12 protein-coding genes (1 of these 12 only partly in view) are annotated in these 15,614 nt (G+C 43.4%); all 12 read right to left on the bottom strand.

The features are described from left to right. Positions 1-563, bottom strand: the 5' portion of a protein-coding gene (locus tag GSF04_RS09935; RefSeq protein WP_211859425.1) for a tetratricopeptide repeat protein. The gene continues 295 nt to the left of window position 1, outside the view; 563 of the gene's 858 nt are visible here — the first part of the coding sequence; its start codon is at positions 561-563; its stop codon lies off the left edge, out of view. 78 nt (positions 564-641) lie between these two features. Beyond that, positions 642-2,564 (bottom strand): DNA topoisomerase III, encoded by a 1,923-nt coding sequence (locus GSF04_RS09930; protein ID WP_211859424.1) that lies wholly within the window; start codon positions 2,562-2,564, stop codon positions 642-644. Between the two features lie 103 nt (positions 2,565-2,667). Further along, positions 2,668-4,782, bottom strand: coding sequence for a methyl-accepting chemotaxis protein (locus GSF04_RS09925; RefSeq protein ID WP_130164623.1), 2,115 nt, complete (start codon positions 4,780-4,782; stop codon positions 2,668-2,670). 217 nt (positions 4,783-4,999) lie between these two features. Then, positions 5,000-5,326, bottom strand: a complete 327-nt coding sequence (locus GSF04_RS09920; protein ID WP_010370840.1) for a Na+/H+ antiporter subunit G — start codon at positions 5,324-5,326, stop codon at positions 5,000-5,002. 9 nt (positions 5,327-5,335) lie between these two features. Next, positions 5,336-5,605 carry a K+/H+ antiporter subunit F gene (locus GSF04_RS09915; RefSeq protein WP_010370838.1) on the bottom strand — a complete coding sequence of 90 codons (270 nt, stop codon included), beginning with the start codon at positions 5,603-5,605 and terminating at the stop codon, positions 5,336-5,338. Next, on the bottom strand, positions 5,599-6,135 hold the full coding sequence (locus GSF04_RS09910) for a Na+/H+ antiporter subunit E (protein ID WP_069020959.1): 537 nt from the start codon (positions 6,133-6,135) through the stop codon (positions 5,599-5,601). The genes GSF04_RS09915 and GSF04_RS09910 overlap by 7 nt, the downstream gene beginning before the upstream one ends. Next, on the bottom strand, positions 6,136-7,650 hold the full coding sequence (locus GSF04_RS09905) for a monovalent cation/H+ antiporter subunit D (RefSeq protein ID WP_211859423.1): 1,515 nt from the start codon (positions 7,648-7,650) through the stop codon (positions 6,136-6,138). Continuing rightward, positions 7,647-7,988: a Na+/H+ antiporter subunit C gene (locus GSF04_RS09900; protein WP_010370832.1), complete on the bottom strand. Its 342-nt coding sequence runs from the start codon at positions 7,986-7,988 to the stop codon at positions 7,647-7,649. Before GSF04_RS09900 ends, GSF04_RS09905 begins: the two co-directional genes overlap by 4 nt. Further along, on the bottom strand, positions 7,988-10,780 hold the full coding sequence (locus GSF04_RS09895) for a monovalent cation/H+ antiporter subunit A (protein ID WP_211859422.1): 2,793 nt from the start codon (positions 10,778-10,780) through the stop codon (positions 7,988-7,990). The genes GSF04_RS09900 and GSF04_RS09895 overlap by 1 nt, the downstream gene beginning before the upstream one ends. A gap of 203 nt (positions 10,781-10,983) precedes the next feature. Continuing rightward, positions 10,984-12,111, bottom strand: coding sequence for a hypothetical protein (locus GSF04_RS09890; protein WP_211859421.1), 1,128 nt, complete (start codon positions 12,109-12,111; stop codon positions 10,984-10,986). Next, positions 12,089-12,976: a lipoprotein NlpI gene (gene nlpI, locus GSF04_RS09885; protein ID WP_211859420.1), complete on the bottom strand. Its 888-nt coding sequence runs from the start codon at positions 12,974-12,976 to the stop codon at positions 12,089-12,091. Before nlpI ends, GSF04_RS09890 begins: the two co-directional genes overlap by 23 nt. A 409-nt stretch (positions 12,977-13,385) precedes the next feature. Continuing rightward, the gene (pnp, locus tag GSF04_RS09880; RefSeq protein ID WP_211859419.1) at positions 13,386-15,512 is read right to left on the bottom strand and encodes a polyribonucleotide nucleotidyltransferase; all 2,127 of its coding nucleotides are present in this window, start codon (positions 15,510-15,512) and stop codon (positions 13,386-13,388) included. Positions 15,513-15,614: the final 102 nt, after the last annotated feature.

Genomic DNA, 15,614 nt, shown 5'->3' with positions numbered 1-15,614 from the left:
TTGTGGTAATACGGGTCTCGCTGTTCTTCATTTACAGAATCTAATAACGCTTGAGCTTCATCAAATTTTTGAATTTGCATACAGATATCCGCAAACACCAACTTAACTCGAGTGTTACTACTGTCAATGTCGTATGCCTTCTTCGCATAACCAAAGGCATTATTTAGGTCACCGCTTGCGAGGAACTGCTTCGCTTGATCAAGTAAAATAACTTCAGGTGATGGTAAATGCTCAGACAAAGCTTCTTTAATTTCTTCTTCTGTTTTTGCCCCTGCCAGCATATCTACTGGCGCACCACCTTTTAAAATCACAATCGTTGGCAAAGCTTGTAAACCAATTTGCTGAGCGAGTTGAGATGCCAGAGCTTGTTGGACATCACAATCAATAACGCCTATGGTTATATGCTCACTATAAGCTGCCGCTATCCTCTCCAATATTTGGTCTTGCTGAACACATTCAGGATTTTGATTGCTATAAAAGGTCAGCAATAACACTTTCTCTGGATTTGGATCAGTTATTACTTGCTGAATGTTTTCAGGGGTTAGTTGGATTGTATTGCTCATATTCTATTTTCTGTCTGAGTAATTAATATGGTTGATATAGTGACACTATCTGAATTTACAACCAAGCCAAGAAAACAATTATGCAGAGCTTGGCTTTCTCTTTCGGGTAAATTTCCCCTTTCTTGCCCCACGTTTTTTAAATGCAGGTACAGGAACACCTTTCAGTTCATTCGTATTGATAGACTGAGCGCTGTCAATAAATCCACCTAACTCATCACAAAGCGGTTGCATAAATTGATTATACGACGTTTCCTTATTAGCGATCTTTCCGAGCAATGACTCCCAGAGCGCAGTCCTGTCTGGTAATGAAAGTGATTCAGGTAGGGTTTGAATAAATGCTTTTCCCAGCGCCGTAGAATATATCGTCTTACCTTCTCGTCTAAGAAACTGCCGTCTAAACAAAAGCTCAATAATTCCGGCCCGCGTCGCCTCAGTGCCAAGCCCATCAGTGTCTTTCAATACCTTTTTGATAGATTGATCGGAAACAAACCGTGCAATACCTGTCATTGCACCTAATAAGGTGGCTTCAGTGTAATGCTTTGGCGGCTGGGTTTGCTTTTCTTTAACTTCACCTTTCTCGCATAAAAGTTGCTCTCCCACCTGTAACTTCGGCAATAGGCTTTCTTTTTCTACCTCATGACCTTTAAACAGTATCTTGAATCCTTGATCTGTTATTTGCTTCGCTTGTGCTTTGAATTGACCACCACTAATCTCCAACTCCACTTTAGTTTCATTGTAGCGGTAGGGATGAAAGAATTGCGCAAGATACTGTACAGAGATAAGTTGATAGACCTGCAACTCTCTATGCCCAAGCTGAGCACTGCGGAGCTTTTTAGTGGTTGGAATGATGGCGTGATGCGCTTCTACCTTTTTATCATTCCAACACGCTCCTTTTAGATTCATATCAGCTAACTTAATAAACTTACTGTCTATTCCCTGATTGTGATTAGCAGCCGCAATGACTTGCTCTCTTTCAACAAAGTGTTCTTGTGGTAGATAACGGTTATCTGATCTCGGGTAAGTGATCAGTTTATGTTTCTCATAGAGTGCCTGACAAATATCCAACACTTGCTGAGCTGATAAACCGTAGCGCTTATTTGCGTCAATCTGTAAAGAAGAAAGGTTATAGGGTAACGGCGGGTTTATCTTTTTTGGTTTCGTTTCAACCTTATTTATTGTTGCTTGCTTTTGACTGATCCGATCCGCAACGTTTTCGGCTAAGGCTTTAACCAGAACACGCCCATCTTCGTCCATATAGGGCTTACATGCTTCACTTGGTACCCACTTAGCTTCAAAAACACCCCAATTTGGTTTATTGATGTGTGCAATCACCTCATAAAATGGTTTAGATACAAAGTTCTCTATTTCTAAATCTCTCCTAACAACCAAACCAAGTACCGGAGTTTGCACTCTGCCAACCGACAAGACGGTATTCACTCCCGCTTTTTGCCCGGCCAACGTAAATGCTCTGGTTAAATTCATCCCAAATAGCCAATCAGCTCTAGCTCTTGCAAGCGCAGATACACTTAAAGGAACAAATTCTTGATTAGAACGTGTCGAAGCCAATGCCTTTTTCACAGCTTGTGGGTTTAAATCACTGATCAACAAACGTCGGATCGTTGCTCTTTTCCGCTCTGGCAAATTTACGAATTGAAATACTTCGTCCACGAGCAATTGCCCTTCTCTATCTGGATCTCCAGCATGGTAGATTTCATCGGCTTTTGCGAGTAACTTTTTTAAAGTGCTAAGCTGCTTTTTTGTTTTTGGCTTTGCCTTGAACTGCCATTGAGTAGGCACGATTGGTAGATCATGAAACTGCCATTTTTTGTATTTGGCGTCGTAGTCTTCAGGTTCTGCTTGTTCCAACAGGTGACCTATACACCAAGAAACCACATCACCATTCGCGACTTCTATATAACCATCTTGTTTTTTATGTGGTTTTGGTAAGACATCGGCAATTGCCCGACCTAAAGAGGGTTTTTCAGCGATATAGAGTTTCATGATTAGCTTAACTGTATATAGATACAGTTATCATAGTGAATTTTGACGAAAAACGCCATAGCTGCAAAGAGACTGTCTCCAGTCTCTTTGCAAACCAACAAACTTACGTTCTTAATAAATTAAGTTGCTTGTGTTTTTGTTCGACTATCAGCGTCATTGAACTGGCCGCTTGCTCTACTTCATCTGCGAACTTCGAAAGCTCAGCAGCGGCATCTGAAATGCCCGTTGTATTTGTATTAATTTCTTCGGTAACCATGCTTTGCTCTTCCGCAGCCGTCGCAATTTGTGTTACTTCATTAGAAATGCTCGTCAACTCAGCAACTAGGGTACTCATTAACCTAGCCGATTCTTGGCAATAACTCACTGCATCTTCACCTAACTGCACAGAGCTCTCAATAATCCGGCCTGAGTTCGCGACCTCACTCTGTAAATTATCTATTAGTTTACTAATGTCGTCCGTTGAGGCCTGTGTTTTTGACGCCAAAGCTCGAACTTCGTCGGCAACAACCGCAAAGCCGCGCCCTTGCTCCCCCGCCCTTGCCGCTTCAATTGCTGCGTTTAAGGCCAGTAAATTAGTTTGTTCTGCAATGGCTCTGATCACCTCTAGTATTTTGGAAATATCATCACTGCGCTCAGATACCTTCACGACCGCTTGTTTTGCATCAATAACTTGATCCGCCATTGATTGCACCGTTTCAGTTGTTTTAATGATACTTTGTTCGCTTTGCTGAACTTGATCAGCAGCCTGATTCGTACTTGCAGCCGCTTTTTCCGACGCCCGAGCCACCTCTGAAGCAGTTGCACTAAGTTCGTTAATTGCAGTAACTACGCTATCTATTTCCAAATGCTGATTAGCAACTTTGTTTTTGATGTTTATCGCGGCTTCTGTTGTTCGATGCGACTGCTCATAGGAAGATTCAGCAAGACCTTTGAGGTCATCAATCATCTTTCGTAGTTTATCAGTAAAGCGGTTAAAGCCATGCGCCAAGGCAATCAACTCAGCATGATGACTCACTTCTAGCTCATGCGTTAAATCGCCTTCGCTAGAAGCTAAGTTCTCTACCCGCTCCTGAATATGCGTAAGCGGCCCGATAATTGTGTTCACTAATACCACCGCAATGGCAATGCCAATAACAGCAATAACAATACCGATAATAAGCATCCAGCGACCAACGGAGTTTGTCGACTCCTCCAGCTGACTTTGCAGCGTTGTAGCAGAACTAAGTGCAATTGCCTTAGGTAGTTCGATTACAAGAGACCAAGTGGTATTTGGCAACGCAATGTTGATAGGTACTGCTACGACTAAATCTTCACCAAGCTCTTTAATCCCAGAACCTGTATGCAGCGATTTTAACACCTCCGCCCTATCTGACTTTGTCGACTCTGCAAGTGGGCGGGCTAAATTCTTGTAGTGACTAGAACCCACAACAAGACCCAGCTCACTTAACAAGGTTACTTTAGCGGCTCCTGAGTAAAGCGAGTTTGAGAGCTCGTCGACCATAGTTTGAAAAATCGGCAAATTTACATCTACGCCCACTAAGCCTCTAAATTGACGATTGACCACGACTGGTGTGGTCAATGAGGTCATCAGCATTTTGTTGCCCGGAGAAATTTCATATAAATAGGGCTCCATGATACAAGGCGCTATTTTATCTTTTGCGCACAGATACCACTCGGCTTCTCGTAGGCCAAATTCATTGATTGCATCGGCATATTTTTCTTCTGCCGACTCAACTTTTTGTTGCATCGGGCCATTGGCTTCTTGAGTAAAGTAGAGCTCTAAGGTACCAGCGCCCGGCACAGAGTGACTCGAACCACCTTGATTACTGGCATCATTGCCATCGTAACCATTCGGTTCAAACTGCGCATACATAGAAGACACAAAGCGATTTTGCTTTAGCGCACCATTGACAATTTCTTGTACTTGTTCACGGCTCAGAGGATCCTGTGTGGCGGTATGAGATAGTACACCCGCCAAAGTATAAGGAACACGATAGGCTTCATTGATAAAGCCAGCCACACGTTGCCCATATTGATTGCCTTTAGCGATAAGGCCTTGGGATATTTCATCATAAATCGCTTGTTGGACCCCTTCACTTTGCTTGGTATTTTCCGCTGCAAGGTGAAACCACATTGTTGTCACTAATATAACAACCAAACTCGTTACTAATGCTGTTACAAAGAATAAGAGTTTGTTTTTAATCGAAGCTTGTTTCATAACATTCCCAGTTTTTAGACTTAGTATGCAAACAAATTGCACTGCACGTTCATCATCAACTTGATAAAACGAGTGACCCCTATTTTTATCGGCGACTATAAAGTCTTTTTTAACTGTAGCAAAAAATTTAATAACGTACTGAAATTTATGATGCTTAGGCGAAGTATTTTGACGAATAAATTATAAAGTGATAGATAAAAAAAATAGCGCCGAAGCACTATTTTTTTATCTTGTCTTTGCCAGTCGTCTTTTCATTGCTTGGCAAGCGGTGATGTATTGCTGACTTAATCAGCATATATCCAGAGATGGGAGCGGTGAGCAGCAAAAATATTGAAATCAAGATTTCCTTTACACTCACGCCATCAGTCGTGGTACTGAAATACACCATTGCCGAGGTCAATAAGCACGCCATTCCTAGCGTTGTGGCTTTTGTAGGACCGTGGAGACGCATAAAAAAGTCAGGCATTTTCACAAGACCAATAGAGCCTATCAATACAAACGCACCACCTAACAGTAATAAAATAGAAATTATCCATTCTGACATATCGCTCTCCTATTCTATAATGTCGCCGCGTAGCAAATACTTACATACCGCAACCGTACTTACAAAACCAAGCATTGCTATTAATAATGCGGCTTCAAAGTACAATGCCGTTCCCATACTCATTCCGTACAGAATAATAAGCGCAATGGTATTTATATACATGGTATCGAGCGCTAAAATTCTATCTGGAATTGAAGGCCCAACAACCAAACGCCACAGGTTTAGCAAAAGCGATACACCTATCATCGCAAAGACAATCAGAATTACAGTTTCTAGCATTCAAAAATCTCCTTCAATGGCGCTTCATAACGAGATTTAACCGTATCAATCAATGCTTGCTCATCCGTAAGATCTAACACATGGATCAGTAGGTATTTACGTTCTGGTTTTTCGCCACTTTTTACAGACTCAGGCCAAGGGTATACCTCAGCACTTACGGTGCCAGGAGTTAAAGATACCGTGCTGGCTAAAATAGTAATTGGCATAGCTTGATCTATATCGAGCGGCACCAACACGAAACCGGGGCGTAATTTCTTCGTTGGTCCTAAAATCTTTATCGCGACCTCAACGTTGGCGGTGATGATATCGTAAAGCACCAACAGCAAATGAGTAAACGCACGCCATGGCTTAATGATCAGTGGTTGCTTAGTTCTAAACCGATAGGTAATCAGCGGGATCACAATTGCTAGAATAGTCGCGAGAATAATATGCCCAGCTGACACACTATTATTCAGCAATAACCACACAGTAAATAGCAGTAAGCTGCGAAATGGAGTTGGTAGCCATTTAAACCTTGCTTCTAAACGCATCTATTTCGCTCCTTTTAACACAGCATTCGTCATGCTAGAAAAGTCGTGTAAAGAGTCGGCTGCCGACAATGCGTAATCAGTCAATGGGCCGGCAAAAATCACCATTAACGGCGCACAAGTTATCAAGGTAAGAATTGCGATAATTTGGGCTGGGTGCGCTTTTTCTGTCGATTGTGTATCGACTTTACCCGTATGATGCCAAAACACAGTGCTACCTGCTTTTGAGACACTGACTAATACCGCTAAGCTTACTAATAAATACACCGCCCAAAACCAATACGTGTGACTCGACTCGATGGTCGACTTTAAGATCCATACTTTGCCAATAAAACCTGATAGCGGCGGCATACCAATCACAGTGATTGCCGCAATCGCAAACATGATGCCAAGTAACATAGGTTGAACTACTGGGCGACCCGCGGTGATCCTATCAGCAACTTTACCCCTTTGTTTCCCCACTAAATCAGCGAGTAAGAACAAAGCTGCAGACACTAATGTCGAGTGCACTAAATAGTAAATGGCTGCAGCGCTGCTATTTACCGTTTGTACGGCGACTAATGCCACTAGGGTACCAACTGACACCACCACTAAATTTGCAGACAGCTTACGCAAATCTTGACTAGCAAGTACGCCGATCCCACCCATGACGATAGTCGCCAGAGCGAGCCACCATAGCCACTCTTGTGCCATATGACTTAATTCACCAGCTTGGTCACCAAAAATCAGCGTGTATACACGCATCATGGAATACACACCCACTTTAGTCATGATTGCGAATAAAGCCGCAACAACAGGTAACGCGGTTGCATAGGTGTTTGGCAGCCATAGATGAAGCGGTAGCAAGGCGCCTTTTAGCGCAAATACAACCAATAATAACAAGCCGCCAATTTTAGCAAGATAAACATCATCTCCTTGTAAGAAGGTGATCTTATAAGCCATATCCGCCATGTTCAGAGTACCAAGTACACCGTACAAGATACCTAATGCAATCAAAAATACCGACGAACCCACAAGATTTAGGATCACGTATTGCAATGAAGCACGGGTATTATGCTTGTCACCACCATGCATTAACAACGCATAAGACGCTATCAACAAAATCTCAAAAAATACAAATAAGTTGAACGCGTCACCAGTTAAGAAAGCGCCGTTTACCCCCATCACCAAAAAGTGCAGTAACGGGTGGAAGAAACTTCCTCGTTCGTCGTCTCCGGCACAGCTATACAGCGAACACACAAAACACAACAACGCGGTTAAGCTGACTAACAGAGTAGAAAGTTGATCAGCAACTAACACAATACCAAATGGTGCTTGCCAGTTACCAATCGCATAAACCTGAATGCCAGACTGCTGAACATATAGTAAAAGTGAGGCACAAACTGCAAACGTGATCAGCGACATAAGTACCGATACTTTACGCCTAATCGCTAAGTTTTTACCACACGGTGGCATCAGCAGGATCACCCCTGCCAACATAGGTAATAAAATAGGTAAAGAAGTCAAATGTTGGATCATGCTTTACCCTTTTTGTCAGGAACAATGCCATTTACATGGTCATTACCCAAATCAGAACGACCGCGAATAGCTAAGATCACGACAAATGCAGTCATCGCGAACCCGATAACAATTGCCGTCAATACCAAGGCTTGCGGCAGTGGATCTGCATACTCACTGCTATAACCAAGCACTGCTGCTTTGTTTAAGGTCAATCTACCCGATGCGAACAAAAACAAGTTGACCGCATAAGACAACATAGTTAAACCAAGAACAACAGGGAATGTTCTTGCTCGTAGAATCAAAAATACGCCACAGGCTACTAGCAAGCCTACGCACGATGCATAAAGCAATTCCATTAAATATTCACCTCTTCTTTGGGCGCATTTGCCGTTACTTTACCTAGGCTCGCCAAAATCATCAGCGTTGCACCTACCACGGTGATATAAACACCGAGGTCGAATGCGATGGCACTTGCCAACTCAGTTTTACCAACCAATGGGATATCAAAATAATCAAACCATGAGGTTAAGAATGGTTTGCCAAAGAACCAACTTCCCACACCGGTTGCTAGAGAAATAGCGATACCCGTTGCGATAATCTTGCGATAGTTGACATCAAAGCGCTCTGCAATCCAATTCGAACCATGAGCAATATATTGTAAAATAAAGGCTATCGCCGTGATTAGGCCCGCGATAAATCCACCACCCGGTAGATTGTGACCGCGCAAGAAAATATAAACCGAAACCAGCAATGCCAAAGGCAATAAGCTTTGTGAAATACTTGCCAGCAGTAGCGGATATCTCTCTTTCGCCCAAGGTCTGCCTTCACTGTCACTGCCTGGCATAAATAGTGGTAAGTTAATCAGCAACTTATAAATCCCAAGCGCCGCAATACCCAGTACGGTAATTTCACCTAGCGTATCAAAACCACGGAAATCCACTAAGATAACGTTAACGACATTGGTCCCGCCACCGCCAACTTTGGCGTTTGCAATAAAGAACTCAGAAATACTATCCAATGGCCTTGTGATCAAGGCGTAACTGATACTTCCGATGATCACACCGATTGCTGAAGCAATACCCATATCACGTAGTACGCGAATAGAACTAGACTCCTTCGGCGTTCTTTGCGGTAAGAAGAATAACGCAAGCATCAACAGAATAATGGTTACTACTTCTACCGTTAACTGAGTAAGCGCAAGATCCGGTGCAGAGAAGCGCGTGAAGGCAACCGATACCATGAGACCCACAACCGAAATCATCAGCAGTGCAACCATACGAGTACGATGCCAGATAACCGTGCCAATCGCTCCAATCATTAATAAACCAGCACCAATACCGTTATGTACGTCAATTGGCGTCGGCTCTAAATTACCCACTAACTGTGACATTTCAAACAATGGCCAGCCTGCACTCACCAGCACAACAATAAACATCAGCATCAGATAACGCTGTAACGAACCATTTTCTACTGCGTTTACACGCGCGCGACTCCAAGACACTATGTTGTACATAGTGCGTTCAAACGTTTTCTTAGCGTTCATTGGCGGTAATGAAGCTTGGAATTGGAATAGATATTTGCGCTGAGTATAAATTAATAAACCACCACATACCGCAAGACCACTCATAAGCAGTGGTAAGTTAAGGCCATGCCAAATAGCAACCTCAAAGGTTGGCGCAGCCTCCCCTAATACCGCACTTGATGCTGTCTTTAACATGCCATCAACGATAAAGTTAGGGAACATGCCGACTATCAAACATAAAGCGACCAAGATTTCGATTGGAAAACGCATATAGCGTGGCGCTTCGTGTGGCTCCTTGGGTAAATCAATTGGATCTCCGTTGAAGAATACGTCATGAATAAATCGCGCCGAATACGCAACAGAGAATGCACCGGCGATTGTCGCCAAAATTGGAATTAGCCACGACATAGAGCCCAGAAGTTGCTGGTGTAGCGTCTCGGCAAAGAACATTTCTTTAGACAAGAAACCATTAAGTAGCGGCACCCCAGCCATCGCAGAAGCGGCAACCATCGCAAGCGTTGCGGTATAGGGCATAAAACGCCACATACCGTTAAGTTTACGCATATCACGAGTGCCCGTTTCATGGTCGATGATCCCTGTCGCCATGAATAAAGAAGCCTTAAACGTTGCGTGGTTAATAATATGGAAAACCGCCGCGACAGTCGCAAGCTCAGTATCCAGACCAAGTAATAAAGTAATAAGACCTAAATGACTGATCGTCGAAAACGCCAGAAGACCTTTTAGATCATGCTTAAATAACGCAATATAAGCGCCAACGAGCAGCGTCGCTAAGCCAGTTAGGCCAACGAGAATAAACCACAGCTCTGTACCCGCCAGCGCAGGATAAAAGCGCGCCAGTAAGAATATTCCAGCTTTCACCATAGTCGCAGAGTGTAAGTACGCACTTACAGGCGTTGGTGCAGCCATCGCATGCGGTAACCAGAAATGGAATGGAAATTGCGCGGACTTGGTAAATGCGCCCAGTAGCACAAGGATTAACGCCACTTCATATAATGCATGGGATTGAATAAGCTCACGACTCGATAAAATCACATCAAGGTTATAACTGCCTACAATATCTCCTATCAACATCAAGCCAGCGAGCAGTGCTAAGCCGCCACCGCCGGTGATAGCAAGTGCCATTTTCGCCCCTTTACGGGCCTCTGACTTATGCCACCAATAGCTAATAAGTAAAAATGAACTAATGCTGGTAAGCTCCCAGAATAACCACAGCTGTAATACGTTATTAGACATAACAATACCAAGCATAGCGGTCATAAAGAGCATTAAGTAAGCATAAAGTTTAGGCATGGAATCATTGGGGCTCAGGTAGTATCTGGCATAGAAGATAACCAGCATACCAATGCCCAAAATCATGAAAACGAACAGCAACGCAAGACCATCCAGTCTAAACGCGATGTTAATATCTAGAAGCGGGACCCATTCAAATGTGTACCGAATAGTCTCTCCTGCGAAAACGGCAGGGGCGAGATCAACAGCAAGTAAAATTGCCACTGCTGGCGCTACTAAGGTTATAGCAGTCGACTGATTACGAGAAAGCTTTCCCGTAAATGCAGAGATAAAACTGCCAATTAAGGATAGCAAGGGTATCCAAAATAAAGTCATAGATGAAACCTTTTATTTGCGTCGTTATGGCTCGTTTAGATTAATGTGACAATCCCCCTTCCAAGTTGGAGCGATCGATACACATTAACCACACGTACATGAACCCTGTTATACTTGATTAGTGTTTGAGTTGTCTAGGGTTTCACTTTCTAGCTGATGCTATTTTAGCCAACCTTAACAAACTATTCAGAATAAGTTCAAAACTATTCAGCCGAATTAACTGCGATTTTATCTTCTAAGGGTCTTGAATTCAGTACTGCTAACCACCTTTTACGGTAATTTTCATCTAACTTAATTGATTGATATTCCAGCAAAGAGTGACTATTCGAGGGTTTATATGAGGAAAGTTTACCTAACTCGCAAGTGCGACTCGGTACCCAATTGCTCGGTGCTTGGTCACCAACGTAAAGATTTGGTGCCTTTTGCCCTGAAGTCGCACAAAGCCATTTTGCTTTTTGGGCTGGTATTGGGTATTCATCTTCAAAGCCGCTAAAGTGCATAAGCTCATGTATCAGCGTATTGTAGGTGCTGGTGGCGGTTAAAGTCATGTGCTTGCCACTGACATTAGCAAGTCCTTCCGTTGCCATTAACACCAGATGATCGTATTCCGATAAGCCCTGCTCGTGTCGTAAGTCACACATTGCAAATCCCCTTCGCCTCTTACAACTGAGCTTATTCGCCACATATATCGGTTTAGATAAACAATATACGCCTGTGGCCGGCTCTGGTTGTTGCTCATAAGCATGTTTAAGCACTTGTAAACGCTGCAAACCATCTAAATCACTGGCGATTAATGCAAGATTAAACTGACAAGACGCACTTAAATGCTGACGCTCTGAGAGAGTGTGAAACTGTCTTAAGTAGGGGTTATTCAAAAATGTCGTGACAGACTTTCCTTGCCACACCGCGAGCAACGAAGTGAGTTCTGAGTTTAACGCGTAGCGCTTTGAAAGCGCATAAAGTAAGTGATATCGGCCAAGTGATATTAACTGCTCGGACACTTGCCGGCGCTGCTGACGATTTAAACGAGACCAAGTATCAAGTAAAAGCAGCTTAGTGCTATTTTTCTCTTGAGCACTCAAACTACGCTGTAACCGTTCAAACTCCCAACTTGGTTGCTTTAGATCCGCAATGGCTTTTACTAGTTGTGTACTTGCTTGGGAGGGTGACATCTCAAGCACCGGTGCAATGGCAAAATAGCTATTTGGGTTGGCGACGACAAGTGCTGATTTTTGCGCGATGGAGAGATGTGCATAATTAGGGCTGCTTGAAAACAGCAGCCCAATAAGCACGAAAATAAAAAGGTGTTTAGCTCGCGTCTTGTTCGTCATTCAACTGGGCAAGTAAATCAAGCTCAAGACGGGCGTATTTATGTTCTACAAACTCATATACATTAGTTGCCAGCGCGAGCTTAAAATAGCTAATCGCAGAGGCTAAATCCCCTTGGGTCTGATATCGCTTAGCCAGATAAAAATAGGCTTCACAGAGACGCTGCGCATACTCTTCTTGGGTGCTCACGCCCTCAGAGATCTGCGCAAGAAATGCTTCTTCAGATAAAGTACCCAAATACAGTGCAACTAACTGAGACGACCACTCGTCAGGGTCTAATGCTTGGCTATTTGCCGCCAATGTCTGCTCAGCAAGCGCACCGTCTACTTGCTGCTGAGCAATATACAGCCACATAGCACGGTACGCATCTTTTGGAGCACGCGCCAAAAAGGCTTCAAAATCTTTTACTGCTAAATCAGCTCTTTCACCGTAATACAATGCGATACCACGATTTAAATAGGCATATTCATGTTGCTCGTCCAGCTCTAGCACGGCATCAAACATTTCATATGCGCGGCCATAATTTTGTTCTAACGTTTGATGAATACCAAGGAAATTATATACTTCGGCGAGATCTGGCTTAATTTGTACGGCACGATTAAAGTCAATACGAGCAAGAGTTTGTAAGCCAATGCTATCGTACAACATACCGCGATTGTATAGCAGCTGCGCGCGTTGCTCATTTGCCATATCCGGCTGCAAGAGTAACTCGTTAAATCGAGCAATGGCAATCTCATTACGGAAATTGGCTTGAAGTGGTACTGCAAGCGGAACATTTACAATGTTTTTAGTGGCCTCTGGCTGCGTGCTTTTACATCCTACCAGCCCCATTAGCACTAATGGCACAACTATTTTCGCTAACTTCATTTCCTTCCTCATTCAATGGCATTTGCCCGTTTAGAGTCTTTGCACAGGTATACCAACAATCTGATTATGTAACCTGAGGTTTGGATAAGGAATGTTCCAACTCATTGTTGCTAAAGCACAACTTAGTTTTCTCCTTGTCTAGCCAGAGAGTTTTAGGGAAAACAAGGCGAATTTACGCACCAATAGCTGGCTATTGGAAGTGAATTCAACGCAGTTAGCGCTAAAACTTTCTGCTAGAAAGGCATTAATTATCCGCAGCTCAGGTTATGTACTATAACTTTGCCTAGTTCTCTATTGACCAGATAAACTCAGTTTTGTTTCATCATTTTGAGTCAAACAGCATTAAAGCATAAAAAAAGGGGCTATTCAGCCCCTTTACACTTCTATTCTATGCAAAGCATTGCAAAGATTACTCAGCGCCTTCTTCTTTAGGCTGCTCAGCTTTTTTCTCTTGTGCTTCTTTGATACTTAAGCGAACACGGCCTTGGCGGTCAACTTCAAGTACTTTAACTTTAACTTCTTGACCAACAGTTAAGTGATCTGAAACGTTATTTACGCGCTCTTCACTGATTTGTGAGATGTGCACTAGACCATCTTTACCAGGAAGTACGTTTACAAACGCACCGAAGTCTACGATACGGATAACTTTACCAGTGTAAAGCGTACCAACTTCAAGCTCTGCTGTAAGCGCTTCGATACGTGAAATAGCAGCTTGTGCACTATTACCATTCGTTGCAGCGATCTTGATAGTACCGTCGTCTTCAATTTCAATCGTTGTATCTGTTTCTTCAGTAAGCTGGCGAATTGTTGCACCACCTTTACCGATAACTTCAGCAATCTTCTTCGCAGGGATCTTCATAGTGTAGATACGTGGAGCGAACTCAGATAGCTCTTCAGAAGGTGCAGAAATCGCTTGGTCCATCACACCTAGGATGTGTAGACGCGCTGCTTTCGCTTGGCGAAGCGCGATCTGCATGATTTCTTTGGTGATACCTTCAATCTTGATATCCATTTGTAGTGCAGTTACACCGTTTGCTGTACCCGCTACTTTGAAGTCCATATCACCTAAGTGATCTTCGTCACCAAGGATGTCAGAAAGTACAACGAAATCTTCGCCTTCTTTCACTAGACCCATCGCGATACCAGCAACTGACGCTTTAACTGGAACACCAGCGTTCATTAGCGCAAGTGAAGTACCACATACTGATGCCATTGAAGATGAACCGTTTGATTCAGTGATTTCAGATACAACACGTACTGAATATGGGAATTCAGCCAGTGTTGGCATTACTGCCGCAATACCACGCTTAGCTAGGTTACCGTGGCCGATTTCACGACGCTTAGGAGACCCTACAAAACCCGTTTCACCTACACAGAATGGAGGGAAGTTATAGTGAAGCATAAAGTGATGCTTGTGAGTACCAGTTAGGTCGTCTAGCATCTGCGCGTCACGCTCAGTACCAAGGGTTGCTGTTACAAGTGCCTGAGTTTCACCACGAGTAAAGATTGCAGAACCGTGAGTACGTGGCAGTACACCCGTCATCACGTCTAGCGCACGAACCATATCTGGTTCACGACCGTCGATACGTTTTTCGCCAGCAATGATACGGCTACGTACAATTTTCTTCTCAAGTGCGCTGAATGTTTTACCTACCACTTGCTCGTCTAGTGACTCGCCTTCAGCAACTTCAGCGCCTAGCTTTTCAATGACTTCTGCTTTTGCTTCAGAAAGTGCTTCTTTACGTGCAACTTTGTCAGTAATACGGTAAGCATCACCTACTTTTTGCTCTGCAATTGCAGCGACTTTTTCAGCTAGTGTTAAATCTTTTTCAGGTGCTGTCCAATCCCATGCAGCTTTACCAGCTTCAGCACGGAATTCTTCGATTGCTTTGATGATAGCTTGTGATTGCTCGTGACCATATACAACAGCGCCAAGCATTTCTTCTTCAGTTAACACTTCAGCTTCTGATTCAACCATTAGTACTGCGTTTTCAGTACCCGCAACAACTAGGTCAAGCTTACTTGTCTCTAGCTCTTTTAGCGTAGGGTTAAGTACGTATTGACCGTCGATGAAACCAACGCGCGCTGCACCTAGCGGGCCATTGAATGGAATACCTGAGATAGCTAGTGCTGCTGAAGTACCAATCAAAGCAACGATATCAGGTTGGATCTCAGGGTTTACAGAAACCACTGTCGCGATAACCTGAACTTCGTTTACAAAGCCGTCTGGGAATAGAGGACGAATTGGACGGTCGATTAGACGAGCGGTTAGTGTTTCACCGTCTGAAGGACGACCTTCACGCTTCAAGAAACCACCAGGGATACGACCTGCAGCGTACATTTTTTCTTGGTAGTTAACCGTTAGTGGGAAAAAGTCTTGGCCAGGAGCCGCTTCTCTTCTTCCTACAACAGTAACAAGTACCGAAGTATCACCAATACTTGCAAGTACTGCGCCGTCAGCTTGACGTGCGATAGCACCTGTTTCTAGAGTCACCGTGTGTTGACCTAGTTGAAATTCTTTAATAATTGCTTGCACAATATTTTCCTTACTAAATTGTTTTCAACGTCAACGGGGACCAATCACAGTCTTAAATAAACTCACCATAATTTACTTAAGCACTACAATTGGAAATCCGAT

Source organism: Pseudoalteromonas sp. A22, from assembly GCF_018141345.1.
Lineage (GTDB): Bacteria > Pseudomonadota > Gammaproteobacteria > Enterobacterales > Alteromonadaceae > Pseudoalteromonas > Pseudoalteromonas maricaloris.
The sequence above is the reverse complement of the archived record's forward strand: the minus strand, read 5'-3'. Positions and strand labels throughout refer to the sequence as shown.

Bases quoted from the DNA above. Each gene is read 5' to 3' on its own strand.
- GSF04_RS09930 (WP_211859424.1), bottom strand. From the start codon at position 2,564: ATGAAACTCTATATCGCTGAAAAACCCTCTTTAGGTCGGGCAATTGCC.
- GSF04_RS09925 (WP_130164623.1), bottom strand. From the start codon at position 4,782: ATGAAACAAGCTTCGATTAAAAACAAACTCTTATTCTTTGTAACAGCA.
- GSF04_RS09920 (WP_010370840.1), bottom strand. From the start codon at position 5,326: ATGTCAGAATGGATAATTTCTATTTTATTACTGTTAGGTGGTGCGTTT.
- GSF04_RS09915 (WP_010370838.1), bottom strand. From the start codon at position 5,605: ATGCTAGAAACTGTAATTCTGATTGTCTTTGCGATGATAGGTGTATCG.
- GSF04_RS09910 (WP_069020959.1), bottom strand. From the start codon at position 6,135: ATGCGTTTAGAAGCAAGGTTTAAATGGCTACCAACTCCATTTCGCAGC.
- GSF04_RS09905 (WP_211859423.1), bottom strand. From the start codon at position 7,650: ATGATCCAACATTTGACTTCTTTACCTATTTTATTACCTATGTTGGCA.
- GSF04_RS09900 (WP_010370832.1), bottom strand. From the start codon at position 7,988: ATGGAATTGCTTTATGCATCGTGCGTAGGCTTGCTAGTAGCCTGTGGC.
- GSF04_RS09895 (WP_211859422.1), bottom strand. From the start codon at position 10,780: ATGACTTTATTTTGGATACCCTTGCTATCCTTAATTGGCAGTTTTATC.
- GSF04_RS09890 (WP_211859421.1), bottom strand. From the start codon at position 12,111: ATGACGAACAAGACGCGAGCTAAACACCTTTTTATTTTCGTGCTTATT.
- nlpI (WP_211859420.1), bottom strand. From the start codon at position 12,976: ATGAAGTTAGCGAAAATAGTTGTGCCATTAGTGCTAATGGGGCTGGTA.